The sequence below is a fragment of the Mesomycoplasma ovipneumoniae genome, assembly GCF_030012565.1.
GTDB classification, from domain to species: domain Bacteria; phylum Bacillota_I; class Bacilli_A; order Mycoplasmatales; family Metamycoplasmataceae; genus Mesomycoplasma; species Mesomycoplasma ovipneumoniae_D.
In genome coordinates, this window is the sequence record NZ_CP124621.1 from 427,515 (window position 1) to 452,790 (window position 25,276).

The window sequence follows — 25,276 nt, forward strand, 5'->3', positions numbered from 1 at the left end:
AATTATCATGAAAAAGATTAAGTTAAATCATATAATTTTTGCAATTATTGGAGTTAGCGCGGTCGTTAGTATTTCTGCTAGTGTTCCGTATCTAATCTCCTTACAGTCAAAAAATTATAATTCAAAATTATCGGAATTTGACGACAAATTAGCTAATGCTACAAACCTAAACGTTAATTCAGAATTTAACACGACTGAATTTGATAGTTTAGTTGCTAATTTAAAACTTAAGTCAAAATTTGCTAAAAAATTAAGTGCTTCTGATGCGCTAAATTTGCATTTTGATAAGTCATATAATTTTGACTTAAATAATGCAATTGACTTTAGTCAAATTAGTGAAAAATATCCAGATTTCAATTTCAGATTGGTTGTTCCAAGGAGTCAATCTGAAGTAAAAATTGAGTCAAATAAAATAAAAAATCTTGCCGTTAATATTTCAAATTCTAGTAAAAGTATAAATTATACCGCAAGTTTTGATTTAGATTTTTCAGATCAAGATAAAACCTTGAATTTTTCAGCACAAAATTTGAATGCATCAATTAGTCTTCTAAATCAAGATTTTTTAGAAGGAAAAACCGCAACGGAAATTGCCATTTTGTTTTATAATGAATTTAAGGAAAATTTTGAAAAAACAAAAAATTCAAGTTCAGCACTGTTTGCAACATTTTCTAAATTTGGCGGAATTTCCTTTAGTATAAATTCTGAACCGGTTTTTGTTTTTCCTTCTAATTTTGAAATAAAACCTGATTTGCAAGATGAAAAATTAATGTTTACAAACATTGACGATGTTGACAATAAAATTGACTTAGCATTAAGTTTATTTGATAAAAAAACACAAAAAAGTAGCAAATTAACACTTAATTTTGTTGATGTACCTAAGAAAACTGACCAAAAAAATTCTTCTGAATTATTAAAAATCTTTAAGAAAAATTATAAATTTAACTCAGAAATTTCTAAACATTTAGCACAAAACAATCTTAGTGTATCAGAATATTTTGCTCAAAATCCTCAAAATTTAAATCTTCAACAGTTTAATTCTTGATTTACTTCAAATTCAAGTTCAAATACAACTGAAAATGCAAGTGAAAACAATAAATTTCTAGAAGAAATTAAAGATTTAATCCCTAATTTTGCTCCAAAAAGTGTCACTTTTTCAGTAAAAGAAAACAAAAATAACCCTAAAAATTCTAATATTGTCAATGTTGGACTAAATATTGAAGGTAATTTTAGTGATGGAACATTACTTCCTTTAGGTCTAAATCTTGGCGAAGATAATACCTATACTTTCAATTTTGAACTAGAATTTGATGCAAATGAAGAAATTTATGGCGCATATTTTAAAAATGCAATTGAGACTTTTGATCAACAAGGATCAGAAAATATTGACAATTTAAACTTTGAAATCAAGAAAGATTTGCCAATTACAGTTTTTGCTTCAACAATTGATGATAAAATCAAACCTTTTTTAAATAGAACTTACGATATAAAAGATATAACAACCCAACTAGCCCCTTTTTTCGATGCTCTTAATTTTTTTGCAACAAAAAGTAACAAAATTACTCAAACTCCAATAGCTCCAACTGTTGATCAGAGCGCTAATCAGTCCACTGATGGTTCGGATACTTCTACAGATGTTGCTACAAATGTTGGCGCTTTAGCAACCTTATTCCAAGATGCACCAGAATCAAGTTCGACTCCTTCGAACACAGATTCAACTTCTTCAGGTTCAGAATCAGCTTCTCCTTCTCCAAGCTCAGATACTCCTCCAAGCCAATCTCCAGACACAACTACTTCTCCAAGTGATCAATCTTTAGGTGATTATCTAAGAAAACTTCTTGAAAGTCTTGAAAAATCTAATCTTCCTGAAGGCACTTCTGTTTCTATTTCTGCAAATCATCAAGATGAGACCTATGAAATAAGTCTTAAGATTAAAACCCCTAATGGAATTGAAAGAAATTTAACAGTTGAAGTTGATGATGTAAATAAAGATAATAAACTTTATAAATCTTTTTCCGATAGTGTAAAAACTCACCTATTTTTAGATTGAAAAACTAATATTGAAACAGAAGAACAATCTTTAGAAGATGGTCAAAAACAGCAAGTTGTAAAATCAATTTCAGCCGTTAATAATCCAAATTTTAGGTTTAAGGCAAATGGCGCACCTTCTGATAAATCAAAAGAAAAAGTTCATGTTGATGAACAAGAACAAGGTATTTATCTAGCCGAAGGTGGAATTTCTTTGGAGAAAGATTCAAACAGTAACACTGATCTAAATTTAAAAGACGGCACTTCCTTCCTTTATGCTTTTAAACCAAATAAATTGCCCCAGATAGACTTTTTCCAATATTTTTTACTAAAAACAGGTGAAGCAGAAAATAATTTTAACTTAGTTATTGAAAAGGAATATAAGGTGCCCGATGTTTTTAAAATCGGCGCTGACTTTGTCCCAAAGCCCCCGGCTAAAATTTTTCGTGAGAATAAAGATGGATTTCTAACACCTGATAAAGAAGGATTTCAAACAACATATAATGGTGAAATTACAGTTGTAATTGAAAAGAATACTATGAGAACTGTAATAGGAATTGATCCAAAAAATCCTCACAATGATTTTCATGATTTTCTTAATAATTCTGAATCTACTATTATTTTAGGTGTGGATGTTCAAAAAAAAGATAACAATAAATCAGTCATGAACATTAAGTTTTATTCTAGTGAATCTGATGATGCTAAAAAACCGAGATTTACCTGAAGTCGTGAAATACCAAATGGTGCAAAAATAAATTTTGAAAAAGGTTTTACTTTTGGAACCACTAAATCAGAACGTCAAAAACAAATCGACGAACAATTAGACAAACTACGACTTTCAAGATCTGAAACTGGAATCACCTTTAAAGGTTTTGTTTTATTTGAAACACCTCAAAGTGAAGAAGAATATAATAAACTTTTTGAAAAATTTAGATCTGAATATGTCTAATCACAAATTTTAATTATAAAAAAACCTCGTTTTTACGAGGTTTTTTTATAATTAACCAACAAAATTTAAGACTAAACCAAGTAAATTAGTACAAAAAATTAACAAAAGTGCGACAATCAAAAATCATAGATAAAAATTATTTGTCTGAATTTCTTCTACTAATTTTCAGAAAAAATAATTATCTGAGTTTTTTTAAACTTATTTAGTGTATAATTTAATTTTATTTTCTAGTTTGCTCCTTAACTAATTGGACCAATCTAATCGATTTTTCTTAAAAAAATCTGGAAAAACAAAAAGAAGCGGGGTAAAATAATGAAAAAAAGTATCTCAAAACCTGATTTTTCTAAAGCATTCAAAATATTTTTGAGTTTTAGCACCTTATCTTTAACTATTTCTGGAATTACTTTGATTGGCATAAAAAATCGCGATAAAACCGATCAAATTAACATACCAATTACCCACTCGGCCCAAGAAACTGAAGAGCTTTTGGATAAAATTAATTATTTATCATTAGGTGATTCAATTTCTGCTGGTTTTAACTGGGATTATTCTTTTGATGTTAGAGGTATGCTTGATGAAAAAAATCAAGTAAAAGGACTTTCGTATCCTGCCTTTTTTGCTAATTTTATTCAGAAAGTTAATCCAAACGCCCTTAAATCGTTTGACAATTTGGCACTTTCTTGAACAACAGTCACAGATTGACTATATTTACTTAATCCTGAAAATGAAAAATACAAAAATTCAGACAAAACACATTTTCGTTTCAATTATCATCTAGACAAAAAATTAAATTCGCCATATGGACAACAAATTCGTGAAGTTTTTGATGACTTTTCGGCAACAAGTTTTCCAAAACTCCACAAAAAAATTCAAGATTCAAATTTAATAACACTTTCATTAGGGGCAAACGATTTAATTGAATCTATTGATTTTCGTGTAATTGCAAAACCACTCCAAAAACTTGCCACAAAAGCTGAGGCAAGTTTTGAATTTATGCAAAATATTGAACTAGCCTACCAAAAAATTTATCGAAATTTGCTAACATTAGTTGAAAATTTGCGCAAAATCAATCCTAATGTTCGAATCGTTTTAGTCGGATATAATTCTTTGACATCAAATATTGTTAAATTTTTTGAAAAATTACTAACAAATGAAATAGGGTTGCCCGAAAACTATGCTAATTTAGCAATAAAACGTCTAAATTCAACAATTAAACAAGTTGCCAAAGTTCAAAAAGTTCAATATGTTGACTTGTATAATGAAAAAATTTGACAAGAAAATCCAACTGAATTTGCAACAAAAGAATTAGATATTCACCCTTCGACAAAAGGTTACAAAAAAATGGCCCAAGACCTCTTGTTCAAACTTGCTTTGGAACAAGATATTTTATTTAAAAACGAAGAACACAAAAAATTAGGCTGAGATAAGGATTATATCGAAAAAGATTTAAATAATTATCGTCGTACTTTAAATATAGCACCAAATTCACAAATTCTTGCGGCCTTAAGTCTTGAAGGCTCAACTGATAAGTTTATTTCTGAGACCTCTCAAATTGAAGAAAGAACGACTGCAGACATTCAAAAAACTGAAAAATCACCGCTTGAAAATTTTGTAAATGTTATATTAAATAATAATTTTGGTGATTTTTTAAGCCGTTTTGTCCAGTTAGGACTCCAAAATAATCCAGGCGTGCAAAAAACTTTAACTGATTTTTGAAAAGAAAACCAAAAAGCTGGCGCTTCTTTTGCCCAAATTTTGCAAAAAATTTTCTCAAGTGGCTTTTTTAGTCAAATAATTACGCGCTTTCAGACTTATGTTCAAAATATTATTGATACCCAAGACTGACAAAAGGCGACAATTTCTGATTTAGTTAATCAAATTTTTGCTGACTTTGATGAAAAACAGATAATTGATGTTTTAAATACAGTTGTAACTTCTGAATTTGCCAGTGAAAATCCTGAAAAAACTAAAGAACTAATTTTTGCTTCTATTTTTGGCCAAAGTTTAGTTCAGGATCTTATTATTAACAATATTATCAAACTTGATGTTGCATATAAAGATAATTTAAAGGTAGTTTTTACTTTTGACTCAATTAGAAAATTATTTACAAAAATAATTACTGATTTCCAGCTTCGCACTAAAGACTATAAAAATTCTGCCACTTTTCAGCAAATAATCCAAACTTACCTTGAAAATCCTCAAAATGACGCTGATAATGTTAGTTTTATCCGCAATTTTATTTCTGAAACTCTAAAACATCATGAGTCTGTTAAGGTTCTAGTTGGAATTATTAACGATAATTTTAATTTGAATTTGCCCAAAGATGATCAAGATTCGCTCGCTGATCTTTTAGTTTCGCTTGCTGATGTTATTGTGCGAACAAATGTCTGGACCAAATTGAATGACATTGCTGCTAAAAACTTTTTAGAAGTTATTAAGCAATCTGATTATAAAAATTTTGAGAGTATTTCATCAATTTTTGCTGACCAAATTTATACAAATTACACATCTTTTTTTAAAGATTCCAAAAATTTACTTGATTTATTTCATGAACTTTTAAGTTTTGAGCTAAGCAATAATCAAATTGAGTCACTTAAAAAATTACTTAATAAATTTTACCCAATTCTAACAAAATTTGACCTAAGCAACTTTATTGATACTTCTTCGCCAAATTATGCTAGTTTTTCCTTCCTTTTTGATTCGGTCAAGGATTTTTTAGTTTCAAATTCATTCAAACCTTTATCAGATATCGTAAATTCAGCAATTAATGATTTTTTGATAAATAAAAGCCAATATAAGCGAATTGATGATTTAAATCGTTTTGGTTTTCAGTTTTTAGCTAATAATTTACCAAAACTCGAGGAAAATATTTACGATTTTCTTGCAAAAAATGTTCAAAATGAAAACTTCTTAAATAGTCTAATTGATTTAATTAGCAATTCACTAAGTGAGCAAGGTTTAAAACCTACATCGGTTAAAACTTTTTCGGAAATTATTAGACTAATTTTTGAAGATTTTTACTCAAAATATCAAATTTGAAAAGATGATAAAACAAGTCCGACTAATAATTTAATTTTTGAATTTGTTAAAGGCGCAATAAATACTTTCGAAACTTTTACAAAATCAAATTTTAACGAGTATGACTCACTTAAAAACAACCTTGAATCAGCAAGAAAAGCAAATAATGAATCAGAAATTCAAGAATATTCAGCAAAAATCGCACTTCTTGACCAACAACTTTCATTTCAAAATTTTTCTAGTTATTTTCTAAATAACTTTTTTAGTCAAGAACAAATTTATTCACTTTTAAAAAGTCTTGCTAGTCTTGATTTTAAAAGCAAAATTTCAACTCAAGATCTGGTTTTATTTTTCAAAAACCTTTTTGATCAATCATTTTTACATAAGCAATTAATCGAAAAACTAAACCAAAATAGTTTTTTTAACAAGGAAAAAATTCAAAAACCCCTTTTAAATATTTTATCTAGCTTCTTTGAATCTTCAGAAGTTGAAGAATTACTTTCAAAACTTATTGATTACTTTTTTGATGATAAAAAGTTTGAAGAACACTCTGATTTTAGTTCGTTAATTGAGAATTTTATTACAGAAAACTCTCAATTAATTGAAAAAGTTTTTACACTTTTTTTAGGAAATACAACAACTTGAGAATCAATTTCTGGATTTTTACGGGCAATTTTGGATGAATATAAACTAAATTTATCAGAAGATTCTGTTAATACAATATTAGAACTTGTTCGTGATTTTTTGACAAAACTAAAAGATTCAATCCTAAGTGTTCGAGATGAGACAAAAATTCAACTGCCATTAATAATAAAATCAATAATTACCATTATTTTAGATGCAATTTCTAATAATCCAACCCCTAATAAATCGATTATTGAGACTTTATTTGATAGTTTTAGTGTTGATATTGCAAATAATTACTATTCTTCAGATGCAACAAGCAAACAAGGCCAAGACCAAAATAAAATTACTCCAGATAAAATTTCTTCATTAATTGCTGAGGTAATGAAAACTCAGCCTATTGCAGAGCAAATTCAATCAAGTTTATCAAGTATTCCAGAAGGATATCGCGAAGATATTGTTCCAATTTTTAATTCATTTTTACAATCTGAAGGACTTAAAGATTTATTTAATTCTTATTTTAAAATAGTTGCAAAAGCAAAAATTAATAAGCCATTAAATAATTTATCATTAATTAAGTCTTTATTTGAAAGGCAACATTTTAATAAAATTATCGGTGAATTTATTGTTCAATTAGACGAAAAAGAAAACAATCTAACAGGCAATTTTGCAAAATTATCAGAAAAAATTTTTAACACTAAATTTGAAGAAGCAGAATTTGGATCTTTTTTCAAGCTAATTAAGAAAATAATTCGAAATAATATTGATAGTTATTACACTAATGAGCCAGAGTCAATAGATATTTTTTCAGAACGACCTCAACAAATAAATGTTAGTCAAGATATTTCTGATTTTCAAATTATAGCTCGACCATTTAGTGATTCTGGTCCTGAAGAACAATCCCCAACTTCATCTTCAACAGAAACACAAAAACAAAATCCAGTCAATAAGTCGGCAAATTATTCAAAAGAAAATGCTTTTTTAACAAAGCTTATAACTATTTTGACTAAATTAACTAACGGTCAGTTTTCTACTTCCAATTTGAATTCATTATTAGAATCTGAAATTGGAAATGAAGAGTTTATCGTTGATCTAGTCAAGCAAATTGCAACAGTTTATAATCAAGTTGATAAATCAGAAAAAGATAATATTTGAAATATATTGACAAAGATTTTTAAATCTGATTTTTTCAAAGAAAAAATTGAACTATTAAGCGTAGGAAATATTGCTAGTTTTTCAATTTTTAGCGGTCTATCAAAAGAAAGTAAGGAAAAAATTGAGCCAACATTTAAAAGTTTGTTGCTAGATTTTTTACCAAATTCTGCAAACAAACTTTTTATTTTTCGAATTTTAGATCATATAAATAAAAATCAACAATCATTTAAAGATGTAAAAACATTTTCAGGAATCTTAACTAAATTTTTAGGTAATGATAATAGTCATAAAAATAACCATCAAGCCCAGAGTTCACAAACCCAAACTAATAGCCAATTTTTGAAGGCCTATTTGTGACATGTGCTTGATTTTTTAGTAAAACATGATAAATTTTTAGATATAGCAGTTGATGTAATCGCCTCATATTTAAAATTAAATTTAGACAGCAGCAACCCAAGTTTGACTAAATTTAATGTTCAAAATCCAAGAGAGATTCCTAAAGCTTTTTTAAAAGAATTCATTGGTCTAGGTTTTGACAATCCTTTAATTTCTGATATTTTAGATCAAATGTTAGATGCAGTTAAAGCTTTAGATTCTAGCAAAGAAGCATCTAGTTTTTTTAGCGCCATTTTTAGTAAATTAGATTTTGCAAAATTAATTAATCTTGATTTAGTTGTTAAAATTGAACCAAAAATTAGCACAAATGACTCAACAGGGCAAACCCCAAGCGAACAAAAAGGTCTAATTGATGAAGAACATTTAACATTAAAAACACCAACAGGACAAAAAATAACACCTAAATCACTTGCTGATTTCTTTGATTTAGTATTTTTAGCTTCACCAAATTGAGATAAGAAAAAGGAAAACGAGGCTTCGCCAATTTTAAAAGAATTAAATCACATACCTTTTACCGGAATTTCTTTTAAGGATCTTTTTTCATCAAATAAAAAAGATCCTCAACTTGAAGCAATTTCAAAATTATTTCATAGAATTTGGTACTCTGAGAACAAAGGAACTAGTAAAATATCATTCAATAATTTCAAACAAACATCAAAAGGAAGACTCCTTTATAGATTAACGCTAATCCTTCTTTTTTATACTTATGAATCAAGAATTTCTAAGCTTACTGAGGTAGTTCGAAAATGGGCATTTTATGGTGGTGTTTTTTCATCTTCAACTGCATCTGAAATAATCCGCGCATCGTTACACAGTGGTCAACAATCAGATAAAAGTAAAGCTACTGATAATAATTATAAAACCTTTATCGACCAAATAATAGGTAATCCTGTAAAACATGTAGGTTGGTTTTCAAATACTTATTATACACCTTCTGACGTAAATCTAAATGACATGATTACAATGATTTATTATAATGCTGACCGTAATCGGTTTTCCGGTTCCACAAGGCAAGAAAAATTAAAAGACCAAATTTTGCAGCAAATCCGCGATGGAACTTATCCTGATAATTATAGATAACCCTAAAAATTAATATAATAGTTGAGCAAAACTCTTTTTAACGAAGTTTTTTCTATCAAAAGTTTAGAGCATATTTTTTTATCTTCAAGTCATTTTTCACTATAATTACCAGAAAAATCTACTACTTGATTTTTTCATCAAAATTTTTCCAAAATTAGAATAATCCTTCCAAAATTGATTATTTTTCTCGCTAGGTTCATAATTTCTCCAAAATTTAGTTTTGTAATCAAAATATTTAATACTCCCAAAAATATGATTTTGATATTTTAAAAATTGTATCGGTATAAAATAATAATATCGAGTAAATTTATGGTATAATTTCACAAAATGAAAATCTTAAAAAATCGCTATCTTTTTGTTCTTGATCTTGATGGTACAGTGCTTTCTGATAGTGCGAATTCCGAAATTCATCCCGATACTGAATCAGGAATTAAGCGAGCTGTTGAATTAGGACATGTTGTTTGCATTCTAACAGGAAGACCTTGAAGATCAACAAAACCAATATATGAAAAATTAGGTCTAAAAACAATTGTTGCTAATTTTAATGGTGCTTATATTCATAACCCAACAGATTCTGAATTTATTCCAACAATTAATTACATCAATTTAAATGATATTTTATATATAATGGGTGACAAACGGGTAAAAGCTGAAACCTCAAATGTTGCAATTGAAGGACCTGGATGAGCTAAAATCAAAAAACGCGATAAACAATTAGAACAAGTTTTTGGATTTGACCATATTAAAAATCTAAAACCTGGTCTAAATTTCCATAAAATACCTTTAAAACCAACTTGTTTAATTCTTGATACAAAACGAACTACAAACATCAACGATTTTAAATCATATTTGGAAAGGCGCTATGGTGATCTAGGTGAATTTTCAGCTTGATCAAAGGGAGAAAATCACACATACGTGTTTGATATGACCGCAATTGGAGTTAATAAATCTAAGGCTGTTTCAATGCTTTCGCGTTATTATAAAATTGATTTAGAAAATATAATTTCAATTGGTGATAGTTACAATGATATTGGTATGTTTGAAATTTCCACAATTTCTGTTGCAATGGCAAATTCGCCTTCGCAAGTAAAAAAACATGCAACCGTTATTCTTAAAAAAACAAATAAAGAAGGCGGCGTTGGTTATTATATTAACCGTTTTTTAAAAGATCCTGAAAAAGAACTTGAAAAATCGAAAAAAGTTAAATATGCGCGTTCAGCGGTTTCAGTTGAAGCAACCGAGTATTAAAAAATGAAATTAGAAAAAATTGCAATTTATGGCGGTTCATTTAATCCCGTTCATAAAGCTCATATACAAATTGCAAAAAAAGCAATCGATTTTTTAAATTTAGATATGCTTTTTTTTGTCCCAAATTACATAAATCCCTTAAAAAACAATAAAGAAAACAACGTTGATCCCGCATTTCGTTTTGAAATGCTAAAATTAGTCCAAATTGAAAAAACGCAAGTTTGTGATTATGAAATTAAAGCCAAAAAAATTAGTTATACAATTGAAACAGTAAATTATTTCAAGCAAAAATATCCTGATGCACAACTTTTTTTAATAATAGGTTCTGATAATCTTGCCAGTTTTAAAATGTGGAAAAATTACAAACAAATTCTTGAAAAAGTCCAACTTGTTGTTTTTAGGCGTAAAAATTATCCTGATTTAGGAAATGTTAAGCGTTATAATGCCTTAATTTTGCCAACCCAGTTGCCTAATTTTAGTTCTTCAGAAATTAGAAATGGAAACTTTTTTGGCCTTGATCGAAAAGTAAATGCTTTTATTGGTGCTAATTTTTTATATGCTAATTCAATTCTTAAAGGTTTTCTTGGCAATTCTGACCGCTTTATCCATTCAAAAAATACCGCTGAACTCTCAAACGAGTATGCTAAAATTTATGGTCTAGATTCAAAACAGGCTTATTATGCTGGCTTATTTCATGATTTGACCAAAAAATGAAGCAGGCAAGAACATATTGATTTTCTTAAATCCCAAAAAATTGATGCTAATGATCTTCAAGACTACGAACTTCATCAACTTTCGGCTTCAATTTGATTAAAAAATGTTTATTTACTGCCTTTTGACCAAATAATTCGTGCTATTTCTTGTCATACAACCCTTTGTTTTGAAATGTCATTATTTGACAAAGCAATTTATGTCGCGGATAAATTAGCTCGCGGCCGCCGATTTTCAGGTATTCAAAAATTACGCGACTTAGCAAAACAAGATTTAAATAAAGCCTTTACCCAACTTGTAAGAATGTCCAAAATTGAGCATGAAAATATGAAAAACTCAGCCAATCAAATGAAACTATATGAAAAACATCAAAATTAAAACCGCTATTTTTTATGCTGATAAGGAAGAACAAGTAAATTTAGAATTACTTGGTGCAAAATTTATAAAAAATGTTAGTGTTTTAGACCTAAATTTTCCAGTTTATGAATATAAAAATATTTATTTTTTTTATATTCATTCGCAAATTGGCTTAATTAATTCAGCAATTTTTGCCCAAACAGTTGCAGTAAAATTTTTAATTACTAATATAATAAATTATGGTGCTTGTGGTGGTAGTTCATCAATTGATTTTTCAAAAATGAAAAATCAATTGATATTTCCCAAACGTTTTTATCTACTTGATGCAAAAACACCTTGATATCAACCAGGCCAACTACCATTTGAACCTAAATTTTACGAGAATAATTTAATTGCTACTCAAAATTTTAATTTAGGCTCATCAAATAGTTTTATTTTTGAAGAAAATCAAGTAAAAGATTTTCAATTTGTTGATTTTTTTGATATGGAAGCATTTTCTTTTGCTCAAATAAGCGCCAAAAATAGCTTAAATTTTTATTGCATTAAATATTTGAGCGATAAAATTGGTCAAAATCTTGACATTTCTCAAGTTAATTTTAACATAAAACAAGGTGCTCAAAATGCCGCTAAATATGCCTTAGGTCTTCTTGAGAAAATCTAAAAAATATTTGTTCACTATTATAAATTTGTAAAAACAGTTTGAGAATTAAATTATAAGTTTTCAAACTGTTTTTTGTTTTAAAGTGGCATAAAAAACTAACAATTATTCCAGTTTTTTATGCAAACTTTTTTGACAATTTCTTATTGAATTGTTTCATTTCGAGCCTTTTTCGAAGATGTTTAAATCAAAACACCAATTTATAGTTTATCTAATTTTACATTTTTTTGTATAGTCTTATTTTTTATAGTAAAATTTAGCTAATAAACATTTAGGAAGGGCAGAACGATTATGAGATTGAGTATTTTACCTAGAGTTTCAAAACGAAAACAAACAATTTTATTAGCAACAACTCCTGCAGTAATTGCGACTTTAACCATTGGATTCACCCAACAATTAAATCCTTATACAGGTCAAATTCCTAGGCCTCAAATAGTTTTTTCTCCCCAAGACAGAAATGAAATTCTAAAAGAACCAGAAAAACCAGCACAAACTGAAGTCCCAAAACCGGAAGTTACTAAAATAGATATTCCCAAACCAGTTGAGCCAGTAAAAGTAGAAACACCAAAGCCAAAACCAGTCATAACAACTCCTGAAAAAGCAATAATAGTACCGATAAATCCACCTAAGACCCAACCTCAAACAGTTCCGCGCACTGAGACAAAAGTTGTTAGTCAATCACAAGCAAATGTTAATTCTAATCTTGAAAAATTAAAAGTAATTGCGCTAGCGCGATATAGTCAAGCAATCGATAATTCAATCAGAGAAGCGAAAGCAAAAATTGCCGGATTTCAACAAGAAATTGACGAAATTAACCGTATTTATGACCACCATTTTGATGATCCGATTTATAATCCCAATAAGGTTTCAAAATTAAGTTGAGAAAATTTTCGGATTCAAAAATTACGAACTTTTGATGGTTCAAATGCTCCTGAATACCAACTTGAAAGAGTTAAAAGTGACTTAAAAGCACTTGAAGAGCTAAAACAAACCAAAAAATCATTTAATCAAGACGAAATTAAAAGGCTTTTGCGGGGAATGTTGCCTTCAACTGACTCGCCTTATGTTTGAGGTTATGAAAATGAATCTGATAATCCTGTGCTAAATCAACTAAAAGCAGCAAATAATCGCCGTCTTATAAATATTCCTTCTTGATATTCACGAACTCCAGGAACAATTTCTGACTTAACTTATGAAGGATGAGACCGTCAAGATGTCTCAAGTGAGTTTAATGGAATTGATAATTCAATTGGAAATTCAGTAAAAGTTTATAATTATACCCCTAATGATAAAAATGAGGACAAAGCTAATCGTCAACCGCTCAAAGTTATCGTTCTTGATGCTAATGACAATGATGCATTTAAAAAATTTCAGGAAATTTTAACAAAAGTACTCCAAAAAGATAATAAAATTCAAGCTATTGTTCTAAAAAATGTTGGTGATGAAAACTCAAACCAAAATGTTGAAAAAATTTTAAGTTCAATTCCGCCTTCAATTAAAAAATTAACACTTTTCCTTGATAATTACAATGCAACGGCTAATTTACGTCCTTTAGAAAAAATTAAACTTGATGAACTTGAGCTCTATTCAAATATTGATGCACTGTCAGATAACTGGTCAATTAATCCAAATGCGCTAAAAAACATTGACTACATTAGTTTTGATTATAATAATGCCGCAACTTTTCATAAAAATCATCCTAGTGAAAAAATACCTGGATCAATTGTTTTTAGTACTTTAGCCTGAGATGCTCAGGATACAATCCAAACTGTTGATGAAGGCCTTTCAATTGTTTTTGACTCAAAAGTTTATCAGCGAATTTTTCAAGGATCTCACGGCGGCAAAGGTGGTCGTCCGGTTAATCTTGATTTTTCACGAGCAAAAAACATCAAATCACTCAAAGGCTTAAGTCTTGAAAAACTCGATAAAATCTGAAATGATCATGTTAAAAATTGAAAAGATGACAAATATTCTAACGAAGATTTTACCGGATTTCGTCCGATAAAATTTAAAAAATTAATTTTTGGCCTTGATGAGGGCAACAATTTTGTTGCAAAATGAGACGATTTTAACGGCGGTCAATTAAATTCACGGCTAACTTTTGACGAACCAGGTGGAGCCCAAATTGAGTTTCGCGACAATCACGGTACTCAAAATTCAAGCCCGATAGCCATCTTTTTATCTGGGACACCTAGTGGAGATGCAATATCTGAAATTAACGCCTTTATTAGAGCAGCAAATTCACGTAATTTATCAGTAAATCGTCTTTATGTTGAAAATGAATCAGTTTTAAGACAGGTTGGTTCACGAATTGGATCTGTTCAAGTTTCAGTTAAAAAAGCTGAGCAAAACACTGTTCAAGAAGGATTTTTAGGAGGAAATGTATAAAATGAAAATTAAATTTTTATTTCCACTTTTATCTGTTCCATTTTTTGCAATCGCTTGCGGCAACAACCAACAGCAAAAACTACCTTCAGAACAAAATCAACAAAGTCAAAAAACACCTCCAACTGAAGGAAATATTTCAAATTCACCCCAAATTGACTTAGTTTTTCAAAAAATTGATTCAAATTTTGAATCACTTTTTGGTCAAAAGTCAGAAAATGAGTTTAAAAAATTCATTTCCGAATCACAAAAGTCAGTTTTTCAACTTCTTGATAATAATGTTAAAGATTTAAGTAAAAAACAGGAAAAAATCACCCAAATTAACAATATTTTTAGTGCTTTAGAAAAAATTGCACAGCAAACTCAATATGATCTTGAAGCTCAAAGATCAACAGCAACACTAACCTTAGGCGCACTTAAAGATATTTTTAAAGAGGAAAAGTCAACCGAACAGCAGCTGCCTCAAGGCTCCCAAAATCCTCAATCATCAGAAGAACTTGATAAAAAAATCGTTGAATTAACTAATAATTCTCGTCCTTCTGGACAAAATTTTAGTCGTTTTTCCAAGGATGGCAAGCGGACAATTCTTGATCAATACGAAAATGATTTTCCCGAAAAAGAATGAGATTGGTACCGTATAAATACTAATTCTAGCGGTGGTGGCGGTATTGGTCTTGGGTCTAAAAGTGAACTTGAAAAAAAACCTGAAAATTTTCCAAAACAAAAGCCTGAAATTATTGCAAAATTAAATCAAAAAGCAAAAGAATCAAACCAACCTTTATTTGAAAAAGCCCAATTTCGCCTTTTTTCCTTACCAGTTTTTGACGATAATGGAAACACAAATAAAATAAAATTCAATACTTATGAAGCAGGATTTAAAACGCCGGCTTGATGAAAATCTAGCGAAAATTCTGACTATATTCATGGTGGTCCAAATCGAATTGGTTTGCCAAGAAAAATTGTTTCTGAGGATTATAGGAAATTAATTCCGAATGTTGTTTCAATAAAAATCGAAAATTTAGTTGTTGATGATGCCTACCAAAATGACAATAACAATCCAATTACGCGCACTAATTTTTCCTTTGGAACCTTAGGAATTTTAGATTACCAAATTCCGCAAAATTCGTCCTATCCACTAAAATGATTCTTTTTAACTAACGCTCACGTGGCAAATAATTTGCAAATCGCCAACGATTTTCACAAAGATAAACATTATGGCCGTGATTTTTCAAATTATAATGATTCTGATTTTCATTTAAATACACAAAGTATAACTCTTACAAAATTAAAACAAACCGTTCCTTTGAATACAATTTTGCCAACCACTAGAGGAGCAATCATTGATGACGAATTTTATAACACAGTCAAACTCGATATCAAAGAAAACAACGGTAAAATTTACAATAACGGTTCAGAATCTCCAGAATTAGCTGGGGTAAATAGCCAACCAAAATCCCGCCAAAAACCAACCCAAAGTATGAATGTTAGAACTATTTTAATGGGTTCGGACGTTTTTAAATTCAAACCTAGCGATTTTAGTGATCAACAAGATCTACAAAATGTCGATGAATTTCTTGATTTTGCAATTATTGAAATAAATTTCAATAATGAAGCAGAAGCTAAAAAAATTACCGAAGAATTTTATAATAATCACAAGTCAAAATCGTTAAAAATTTCTGAATTTAATCCGTTTAATTCAGATCAATATTCAAAACTAGAAAAATTCCCTTTTTACAGCTTAGGTTACCCAGGTTCAAAAGGCGACCCTACTATTTCTCAAAACGATGATCCAGCCGATTTTGCCCAAAGAGATTACAGCGTTTCACCTTGGATTAATAAAAATTCCAAACTTTTTAATTCTAGAAACGAAAATGACACTTCAACTAAAGGCGGTTCTGAATTTGCCTGATCAAGATCCTATCGCAGTTTTGTAAATATTCCCGGAATTAGCGATTATTTTATAACTGCACCAGTATTGGCTAAATCTTTTACAAAACTTGATTATTTTGACCAAAAAGACAAACAACGTAAATCCAAAAAATATTTAAATGGCGGTCTTGGAACTCTCATTGATAATTATACTGCTAGCGGTGGTTTATCTGGTAGTCCTGTCTTTTTTAAAGACGGCCAACTTTATTCTGTTGTTTATGCCTCAGATTCACAAGCTTCAGCAAATTTAACATTAAATTTACGATCTTATGGCTATGATTATAAAGGTTATTATGGCAAATATAATCTTCCTAAATATGATTTAATTTATGGCGATTCTTCTAGTGATGCTCAGCAACAAAAATCTTATTGAAAAGCACTATCTGAACTTTATAAAAATCAAAGCAATTTTAAAACTAATTTATTTCCTGAAGGTCTAGCCAAACAAAAAGATGTTTTTTCAAAAAAATAGCTTTAAAAATAGGCTATTTTTTTGATTATAGGGTAAAAATTACAGGTCAAAATTCAGTAAATTAGTCATCTTGATTGTTTTAGTTTTAACAATTTTACTTAGTATTTTGTTTTATTTAGAAAATTAAACCAAAAGTGGCGCAATCAAAATCAAAAATAAATAACTAATTCTCTCAATTTTTCCTCTCATTCAAACTAAAAAAGCTAAAATTTTAACTTAAAAAGCAAAATTTGAAATTTTTAAACTACTTTTTCAGTTTAAAGCACTGGCAAAAATCATAAAAAAATACAACTGCTATTTAAACTCAATGCAAATAGAAAACTCATTTTTATTTACATTGAGCCTAAAAAAATATGTGAAGTTTTGAAAGAGCCATAATTAAAAGCCTTAAATTTATAGATTTCTAAACGGTTAAATTTAAGGCAATACATCATATTTAAAAATATGACGGAAAATTCGTATTTTCTGATTTTTTATGCAAAGAACATAACCAATTCCCCCCTCAATTCAATATCAAAATTTATTAATTTATTCTTAGTGATGGTTATTATAGCATAATTTTATTTTTGACCAAACATTTTTTTTTTTTTTTTTGCAAAATCTTAATTTTAAAATAATAGAAATTAAGATTTTAGCCTCAAAAACACGGATTTGCCGGTATTTTTTGTATTTATATTCATAGTAAATTTTTGCCACCAAGCTGTAAAACTCAGGAGTTTTTTGCCCCTTTTTATATCTCATAAAATTAAATACTTATAGTTTTTGTAAAACACTAACTAAAAAAGCTAAATTTTTAATATTTAACACACCCAAAAACAAAAAATCCAAACAATTAAATGTTTGGATTTTTTGTTTAAATTTGTACTTATTTTATAAAAAGCCGTCTATAAATGCTTGCTGGAAAAAATAGATAATTGCTCAAAAAGTTAGTGCAGTAAAGCCAAGACCAACAATGACTGAAGCTCAAATAAATGATGATTGTAATTTAAGTCCGATTTTTTCTTTATTTTTTTTAAAAAAACTTTTCAATCTAGTCATATTTTATCCTTTTACGGTAGATCCTTGACGTGAGACTGCACTCATTATTCTCTTACGAAAGACAAAATAAGCAATAAACATTGGCAGAATTGTTAAAATTGCACCGGCCATTCTGATGTTTTTAAAGTAGCCTCCGGGAATCTGGGCGGTCTCATCAGCGACTCCAACTTTTTGTAACAGCCAAGTATTTAGAGTAGTTAGATCAGCTGAATTAGACTGCAGTATTAAAAGTGGCCAAAGCGTTGAATTTCAGGCAGAAAAAGCAGTTAGAATTCCGACAGTTCAAATTGTTGGTGATATCATCGGGGTGGCTACCTTAAAAAAATATCTAATCCCAGAACAACCATCGACCATTGAGGCTTCTTTAATTCGATCAGGAATTTCTTCAAAAGCATTTCGAAACATAAATCCTGAAAAAACAGAGGCAACAAATGGACTAGTTAGGGCAAAAATTGACTGAAAACCGTCATTTCACCCGAGCATTACCATAATTCGGTATTGGCCAATTAAAAGGGCAGTTTCAGGAAGAACTAAAATTGAAAGGAAAACTACTCAAGAAGCTTGTTTAAATTTCCACTTTCTTAGTGAAAAAGCATAGCCAAAAGTCATTGAGAAAAAAACTTTTGCAACCACAGAAATTAAAGTAACCAATATCGTGATTCCAAGAGCAGCAAAATAACCTGACTGGGCAGCTTTGACAAAATTGTCCCAGGCAAAATGATTAGGCCAGTAAACTGGAATTCGGGTGTCAAGAATTTGCTCTTCAGGCGAGAGTGAATAAACCAACATAAAATAAAAAGGAAAAACAATTAGAATTCCAAAAAAGAAAAGCACGATGAATTTGAGTAAAAAGCTTGAAATTGCACTTGTAATATTTTTGTTGCGAACTTGCGAATTAATTGACTCTGTTAATTTAGCGGTTTTTTTGTCGCTAATATATTTTAGAATTTTTAATTTTATAATGAACATTTTTCTCCGTAATTTTGTCAGCTACTAAAAATATTGTGCTTAAAAACTTTTTGACAACAACTGAAAGGGCAATTCCAAAAACAAAAAGATAAATAGTTAGTGCACCTGCCTGGGCAAAGTTAGGTGTTCCGCGCACATTTTTGTAAATATAGATCAGTAAAGTTGCGCCTCCGTTACTAATTGCTTCAGTTTCGTTGGCAAAAATACCGATTGGAAAGACCTTAATTCCGCCGATAATTCCGATTGTAATTAAAAAGTTAATTGTTTTTGAAACTGAAGGCAGTGTAATTTTGAAAAATTGGCGAACTGGACTAGCTCCATCAATTGCCGCTGCTTTATAAAGTGTTGGATTAACTGAAAGCATTGCGGTTGTTAGAATTAAAACTTCAAAAGCAAGACTTCTTCAGACCCCTGACATTAAAACAACTAAAAGTGCATTAAAAGATGAAGGATTTCCGGAATTTAGTCATCTTGTTGAAATCCCAAAAAGACGGTTAATAAAGCCAGTTTCACTATCAAAAATATAGGCAAAAGCAACTGAAACGGCAATACCTGAGGTTACATAAGGTAAAAAAAAGACTGTCTGTCAAAATCCACGGGCATATTTGCGGTGCAGCGAGGCAATTGTTGAGGCAATAATTAAGCTAATTATTAGTCCAAGTGGTAGTGCTGCTATTGAATAAATGACAGAATTTCGAATTGCAATATGAAAATTGGTATCAAGGGTAATTAAATCAACAAAATTATCAAAACCAAATCGAGTATTTCCGGCAATATTAGGATTAATTTCGATACTTACAGACTTAGAAATTGAGTATAAAAATGGCAAAAAAGTAAAAATAAAAATAACTAAAATTGAAGGCAAAAGTATTAAAAAAGGCTTTCAAAATGGTTGCTTTTGGTCCAGAATTCCCAGTTCAAGATTAGTTTTTTTAATTCGCTGTCTTAGGAAATATCTACTAATTAAGTTCATTGGATTCGCTCCCTTGTTTGATAATCAAATAGATGTAATTTTCCTGATTTAATATTAAATTTGACAATTTCATCAACTTCATAGGCCGGTTTTTTACGTAAGATTATTGAAATTTGGCCAATATTTTCAACATCAATTTTGGCAAGAATATCTTTTCCTAAATATTCAATCACGCTAATTTTGCCTTGAAAATTACCAGCTTCATTTTCAACTAAATCTTCGGCTCTAATTCCGACTCTTATTTTTTCATGTTGATAATCTTTTAGTGATTCAAAAATTATTTGATTATCAACAATGACACTTTTAGTTTCTTTGTCATAAAAAGCATCAAAAATATTCATCTCAGGAACACCTAAAAATGAAGCAACAAATTCATTTTTAGGATTATGATATAACTCAGTTGGAGTTCCAATTTGCTGAACATATCCAGTTGACATACAAATAATTCGGTCCGAAATTGACATTGCCTCTTCTTGGTCATGGGTAACAAAAACTGTTGTTATTCCGATTTCAGTTTGAATTTTTCGAATTCACTGACGAGTTTGAACTCTTAGTTTGGCGTCTAAATTTGAAAGTGGCTCGTCCATTAGTAAAATATCAGGATGTCGAACAATTCCACGGGCAATTGCGACTCTTTGCTGTTGTCCACCAGAGAGTTTTGTTGGTTTTTTAGCTAAATTTTTCGTTATTTCAACTTTTTCGGCTGTCCGTAAAACAGCGCGATTTATTGCTTCTTTTATTGAAATATTATCATTTTGATAATCTTGGTATTGTTTTAATTCTTGCTCGTTTAGTTTTGAAGTATTAAGGGAAAACTTATTGATTAAGTTTCTTTCATAGTCCAAAAACAGCTTTAAAGTTTCCTTTTTGTAAGTTTTTGATTTAGTCTTAAGCGATTTTAAAAGCAACAAATTCGGTGAATGACGAGTATTTGTTTCAAGAAATTTCTTTGTAGTTTCACGGTAAGTATGCTCAAGATTTGCAAGTTTTCCTGAATTTTTAATTTGATTTTTTTCGTTTTCAATTTCAGTTTTAAATCAAAGCTCTTTTTCTTTTTTTCGTTGATTAAAAGCCTCAATTTGTTCTTGATAATCTAATTTGAGTGATTCGGCATCTTTTAGACTTGTTTGTTTAGTAAAATTTTCATAACCTTGTTGAATTTTAGCCAACTCAATTTTTGAATTAGTAAGAAATTGTGATTGTAATTTCTCAAGTTTTTCTAATTTTTCATATAAAAGTGCTTTTTGTTCTAAAAAGTTTTGCCGAGCGCGAACTAGTTCAGGAGCATTTTTTATTGCATATTTTTCTTCTTGGATTTTGTTTTTATGAGCTTTTTTGTCAAGTTTGGCTTGTTTTTTGATTTTGTCAACTTTTAATTTATAAGCTTTTCGAAAGGTAATCGCCTGTTGGATTGGGCAAATTTCCCCTTCTTTTTTGCCAAAGATTTTTTTCCAAAAAGCTCAAAAAATTGATGCAGACTTGCCTAATTTTAAGAAATCAATCGTTAAATTTTTAATTTCAGCCTGTTTGTGAGCTTCAATTAAAAAATAATCGGTCTGAAGTTGATTTAAATTATGATAAATTTGTGTTTTAAGTTCGTTATAATCATGTTCTAATTGGCGGTAAATATCAAAATAATCAAATAGTTTATTTTTGTAAGTTTCTAGATCTTCAAGTGAAGCGCCGTTTTTGGCAAGAACAACTGAATTAGCATTTACACGTGCAAGCATCGATTTTTCAAGTGCTTTTTGCTTTCATCTTGGGTCATTATGCAAAGAAAAAGCAATGTTTCCAAAAACATTTAAATGCGGATAGAGCGCATAATTTTGGAAAACAAGACCAATTTTACGTTGCTGAGGTGATTTTCGGGTTACATCATCGCCATTGAAAATAATTTGACCTGAAGTTGGATTTAAAAGACCAGCAATTGCATTTAAAATTGTAGTTTTTCCTGAACCGGAGGGTCCTAAAAGTGTAACAAGTTCACCTTTGTAAATTTTAATATTTGCACTGTCAACAGCCAGTGTTTCACCAAAGTCAATTGTTAAGTCTTTAATTTCAATTGCAGGGATTGAAAATTTCGATTTATAACGACTATTTGAGGCCTGCCGAATTTTTTTTAACTCGGATTCAAAGTTATTTTGTTCGATTTTTTTATTATCATCTGCTTTTTTCATATTATTTATTATTTCCACTTTTATTTCCACTTTTTGTATCTTTTGAATTTTCTAACCTAAATTCATACCAGTCAACAACATTTTTATCTTTATTTGCTTCACCTAGAACTAAAAAGTCAGAAATTTTTGCAAGACCTCGTGTTTTATAGATAGATTCAAGATTTTCATTAATCGAAGATATATTTGAATCTTTTAATTTTTCATAAATTCCGAACTTTTTATTGATGGAATTTTCAACTGCTGCTGCTTGTTTGATTGAATTATAATAATAAATTGTAGTCTGGTTAGTTATTCCTGAAAATCCTGATTGCAAAGTTGGAACAGCAAGTCCTGCTTTTGTTATTTCAACGCCATAAGATTTATAAAATCCATTATGACCAAAAAATAAACTTCCAACATAACGGTTAAAAGAACGCGCTGGACCTGTTTTTGGGTAGACAAAATAAACTTGTGTACCTACAGGCAACATTTTTTCGGCAAATCGAGTTGCTCGATTTGCATATTCGGCCTCAAGCCCTTCGGTTTTTTTATAAGTTCCAGATTGGGATGTTCCTACCTCTGGGGTGTCAATACTTTCAATTCTGACATTAAAAACAGGCTCAATTTTGCTTTCGCCAACAGATTTTAAGGTTGCTGTATCGCCATCAGTTCATTTTTGAATTGTAACTTTTTGGCGGCCAAAAAATTTTGAATCAGGCAAAATATCATCTTTAAATTTCAGTTTATCTTCTTGAGTTCAAGAATAATTTGGATTAAGAAATTTTGCAATGTCTTTTGCATATTGACTTTTTTTATCGTGCAAATCTAACTCAGGATCTAGCCCAAAATCCTCTATTTTATAGTATTTTTGCGCCTGAAAGTAACCTTGAGCAGCGTGATCTGTTGTACAAGCGGCAATAAAAAAAGGGATAAAAGTAAAATTTATACTAGTAAAAAACAGCTTTAAAAATTTTCTTTTCATAAGACAAATTTATCGGTTTAGTTTTTTTCTCTTGCAAAATCAGGTCCTAAATTTTGACTCAAAGTGTTTAGAAAATCGTTAAAACTAGGAACAGTGCCATTGGCTGCCTTAAGTGATTGCATTTGTGCAACGGTTGAGTCTAAATTTGAACGAAATACAGAGGATCTAGCATCAGCATTATCATAAACAAGCGAATATTTAGCCTTAGCTTGTTCGTCATTAAAACGACTAAATTGTTCAAGTGCTAACTTTTGACCTTTATTTTTTGGCTTAGAAACATCGGTTCTTAGGGTTGATTTTAGTGGTAATAAATATGAAGTTGCTTTTGAAAAATACTCAACAGGAGTTATTTTTCCGAATTTGTCGCCAAAGTCGACTTTTTCAGTTAGGATTCAATTTACAAAAGCCTTAACAGCACGGTCTTCTTTTTCATTTGCATGAATAAAAATTAAATCAGGACCTTGGGCAGTAACGGCAGTAATTTTTGAATTATTGTCAAATTTGTGCGGTGCTGCTAAAATATCCATTTCATCTTCGTTAAGTGAACTTGAGGCTTCTGTTATTTCAACGCCATTGTATCCGGTAATTACAATTGGCTTAAATTTTTCTTCTTTATCAAGAACTTTGTATGATCCTTCAATGATTCCAGAAGGAACCTCATCTCGGTCAGTAAAATAAAACAACTCTTTTTTCGGGTTTTTTTCTAGAAGACTTTTAATTTCAGCTAAAATTGACTGCTTAATTTTAACGGTGTCTTTACCATTAAGCGCTTTAACTTTAATTTCTTTTGAGATGTCTGCTAAATCTGATGCCTTAATTACTGCCGAAAATCTTGCATTTGGGCTGTAAATATGTTCAACATTTTCGTGAGTAAAACTTACTTTGTAATTTTTGTCGTTTGCTCTTATGTAATTATGGTGAAATCCTGCTGTTGATCCGATTGAAAAAAGTTGTTGGTGATTACGGAAATAAGTTGAATTATATTCACCAGGAGTTGTAAAATAAATTGACTTATCAGCCATTCCTTTGGTGAGTAGTTCATAAACTTGTTTTAAATTTTTGTATCTATCTGATTCAGGTTTTTTGAAAAATGATGTATAACTAATAAGATTTTCTTTTCGATTTAAAACGGTAACTTCTTTAGATTTATCATTTTCTGACAAAGAACGTGAAAGTCCATAAATTAAAGTAGCTGCATTGTCAATTCCTAAAACTGATTTTGCTGCAGTTAGACTTGAACCTTCAAGTGCTTTTGGAAATGCTTTGACAATTCTTGAAGATAATTTCTGTAAATCACTAAAGTTTTCAATATCAGATTTTTTAAATTCATAACCAGAAAGACCATCGGTGCTTGGCGCGTATTCTTTTCAAAGTTTTTTAATTTCAGCAACATCTTTAGTTTTTTCAGTAGCTAATTTGGTAAATTCTTCAAAAAACTGTTTGTCTTCAGCTTTAATTTTTGCTGGATTTGAGTCATTCATCGCCTGTTGAATAATTCAACCAAATAAAACTTTATTTACATATAAACCTTCAGAAGATTTTCCAAATGGAAGAGTATAGACTCCTTTTTCGTCAAGAAACGGAATTTCTGAATTAATTTGTAAAAAGTCTTCAATTCCTTGTTCTTTTAGGAAATTTTTGGTAATTTTTTCACTTTCATCAGTTGGCTCTTGATCTGATTTTAAATCAGAAACAATCGGAAATGTCATTGAATGTTTATTTACAATTGCCAATAAAGATGAATAATTTGTAACAATATTAGGTAATTTAAGTCGATCTTTTGTTTCTAAAAAAGTGTTAATTGAATTAGATGCTCCTGAATATCCCCCTTGATAAGATTGTTCTTTCATTTTTATAAAATCAGGCTTATCTTTTTGGGTTGTATTTCAAAGTTCGATAATTTTATTTAATGCTTTAATTTCATTTCCACTTGAAGAAAAATTGTGACCAAAAACTAGTTCACCATCTTCAGGAGTGTCGAATGTAAATCCTCTAACTCCATTTGAACCTGACAAAACACCACAAGAAGCAATAAGTCCAACTGGTGCTAAAACTGATAAAGAAGATAAGAAAATCCGACTAATTTTCTTTGCTGTGTTATTTTTATGCCTTAATTTTGTACCTTTTTTACTATGTGTGTTCATTTTTTTC

The 25,276-nt window shown here is 29.7% G+C and carries 13 protein-coding genes; 7 read left to right on the plus strand and 6 right to left on the minus strand.

The features are described from left to right. The first annotated feature begins 7 nt into the window (after positions 1-7). The 7 genes from QJQ40_RS01605 to mip all read left to right on the plus strand — a co-directional run bounded on the left by QJQ40_RS01605 (position 8) and on the right by mip (position 17,007). Positions 8-2,974 (plus strand): P110/LppT family adhesin N-terminal domain, encoded by a 2,967-nt coding sequence (locus QJQ40_RS01605; protein ID WP_282861587.1) that lies wholly within the window; start codon positions 8-10, stop codon positions 2,972-2,974. 312 nt (positions 2,975-3,286) lie between these two features. Continuing rightward, the gene (locus QJQ40_RS01610; protein ID WP_282861588.1) at positions 3,287-9,247 is read left to right on the plus strand and encodes an SGNH/GDSL hydrolase family protein; all 5,961 of its coding nucleotides are present in this window, start codon (positions 3,287-3,289) and stop codon (positions 9,245-9,247) included. 327 nt (positions 9,248-9,574) lie between these two features. Next, positions 9,575-10,495, plus strand: coding sequence for a Cof-type HAD-IIB family hydrolase (locus QJQ40_RS01615; protein WP_282861589.1), 921 nt, complete (start codon positions 9,575-9,577; stop codon positions 10,493-10,495). Positions 10,496-10,498: 3 nt separating this feature from the next. Continuing rightward, positions 10,499-11,584 (plus strand): nicotinate-nucleotide adenylyltransferase, encoded by a 1,086-nt coding sequence (locus QJQ40_RS01620; RefSeq protein WP_282861591.1) that lies wholly within the window; start codon positions 10,499-10,501, stop codon positions 11,582-11,584. Beyond that, entirely contained in the window at positions 11,565-12,224 is a 660-nt protein-coding gene (locus tag QJQ40_RS01625) for a 5'-methylthioadenosine nucleosidase (RefSeq protein WP_282861592.1), read from the plus strand. The genes QJQ40_RS01620 and QJQ40_RS01625 overlap by 20 nt, the downstream gene beginning before the upstream one ends. Positions 12,225-12,512: 288 nt before the next feature. Next, entirely contained in the window at positions 12,513-14,609 is a 2,097-nt protein-coding gene (locus tag QJQ40_RS01630) for a putative immunoglobulin-blocking virulence protein (protein ID WP_282861594.1), read from the plus strand. A gap of 1 nt (position 14,610) precedes the next feature. Beyond that, the gene (gene mip, locus QJQ40_RS01635) at positions 14,611-17,007 is read left to right on the plus strand and encodes an Ig-specific serine endopeptidase MIP (protein WP_282861595.1); all 2,397 of its coding nucleotides are present in this window, start codon (positions 14,611-14,613) and stop codon (positions 17,005-17,007) included. 870 nt (positions 17,008-17,877) lie between these two features. Here the strand turns inward: mip and QJQ40_RS01640 are convergent. From QJQ40_RS01640 to QJQ40_RS01665, 6 genes are read right to left on the minus strand one after another with little or no spacing between them, the layout of a single operon-like run. Then, the gene (locus tag QJQ40_RS01640; RefSeq protein ID WP_169815917.1) at positions 17,878-18,045 is read right to left on the minus strand and encodes a hypothetical protein; all 168 of its coding nucleotides are present in this window, start codon (positions 18,043-18,045) and stop codon (positions 17,878-17,880) included. 3 nt (positions 18,046-18,048) lie between these two features. Then, positions 18,049-19,014 (minus strand): carbohydrate ABC transporter permease, encoded by a 966-nt coding sequence (locus QJQ40_RS01645; protein WP_044285977.1) that lies wholly within the window; start codon positions 19,012-19,014, stop codon positions 18,049-18,051. Next, positions 18,977-19,987 carry a carbohydrate ABC transporter permease gene (locus QJQ40_RS01650; protein ID WP_282861598.1) on the minus strand — a complete coding sequence of 337 codons (1,011 nt, stop codon included), beginning with the start codon at positions 19,985-19,987 and terminating at the stop codon, positions 18,977-18,979. Before QJQ40_RS01650 ends, QJQ40_RS01645 begins: the two co-directional genes overlap by 38 nt. After that, a complete protein-coding gene (locus QJQ40_RS01655; RefSeq protein WP_282861599.1) occupies positions 19,978-22,164 on the minus strand; it encodes an ATP-binding cassette domain-containing protein in 2,187 nt (728 codons plus the stop codon). Before QJQ40_RS01655 ends, QJQ40_RS01650 begins: the two co-directional genes overlap by 10 nt. A gap of 1 nt (position 22,165) precedes the next feature. Then, the gene (locus QJQ40_RS01660) at positions 22,166-23,125 is read right to left on the minus strand and encodes a thermonuclease family protein (RefSeq protein ID WP_282861600.1); all 960 of its coding nucleotides are present in this window, start codon (positions 23,123-23,125) and stop codon (positions 22,166-22,168) included. A 17-nt stretch (positions 23,126-23,142) separates the two neighbouring features. Beyond that, complete coding sequence (locus tag QJQ40_RS01665) at positions 23,143-25,269, minus strand: P68 family surface lipoprotein (RefSeq protein WP_282861601.1); 2,127 nt, start codon at positions 25,267-25,269, stop codon at positions 23,143-23,145. Positions 25,270-25,276 lie beyond the last annotated feature (7 nt).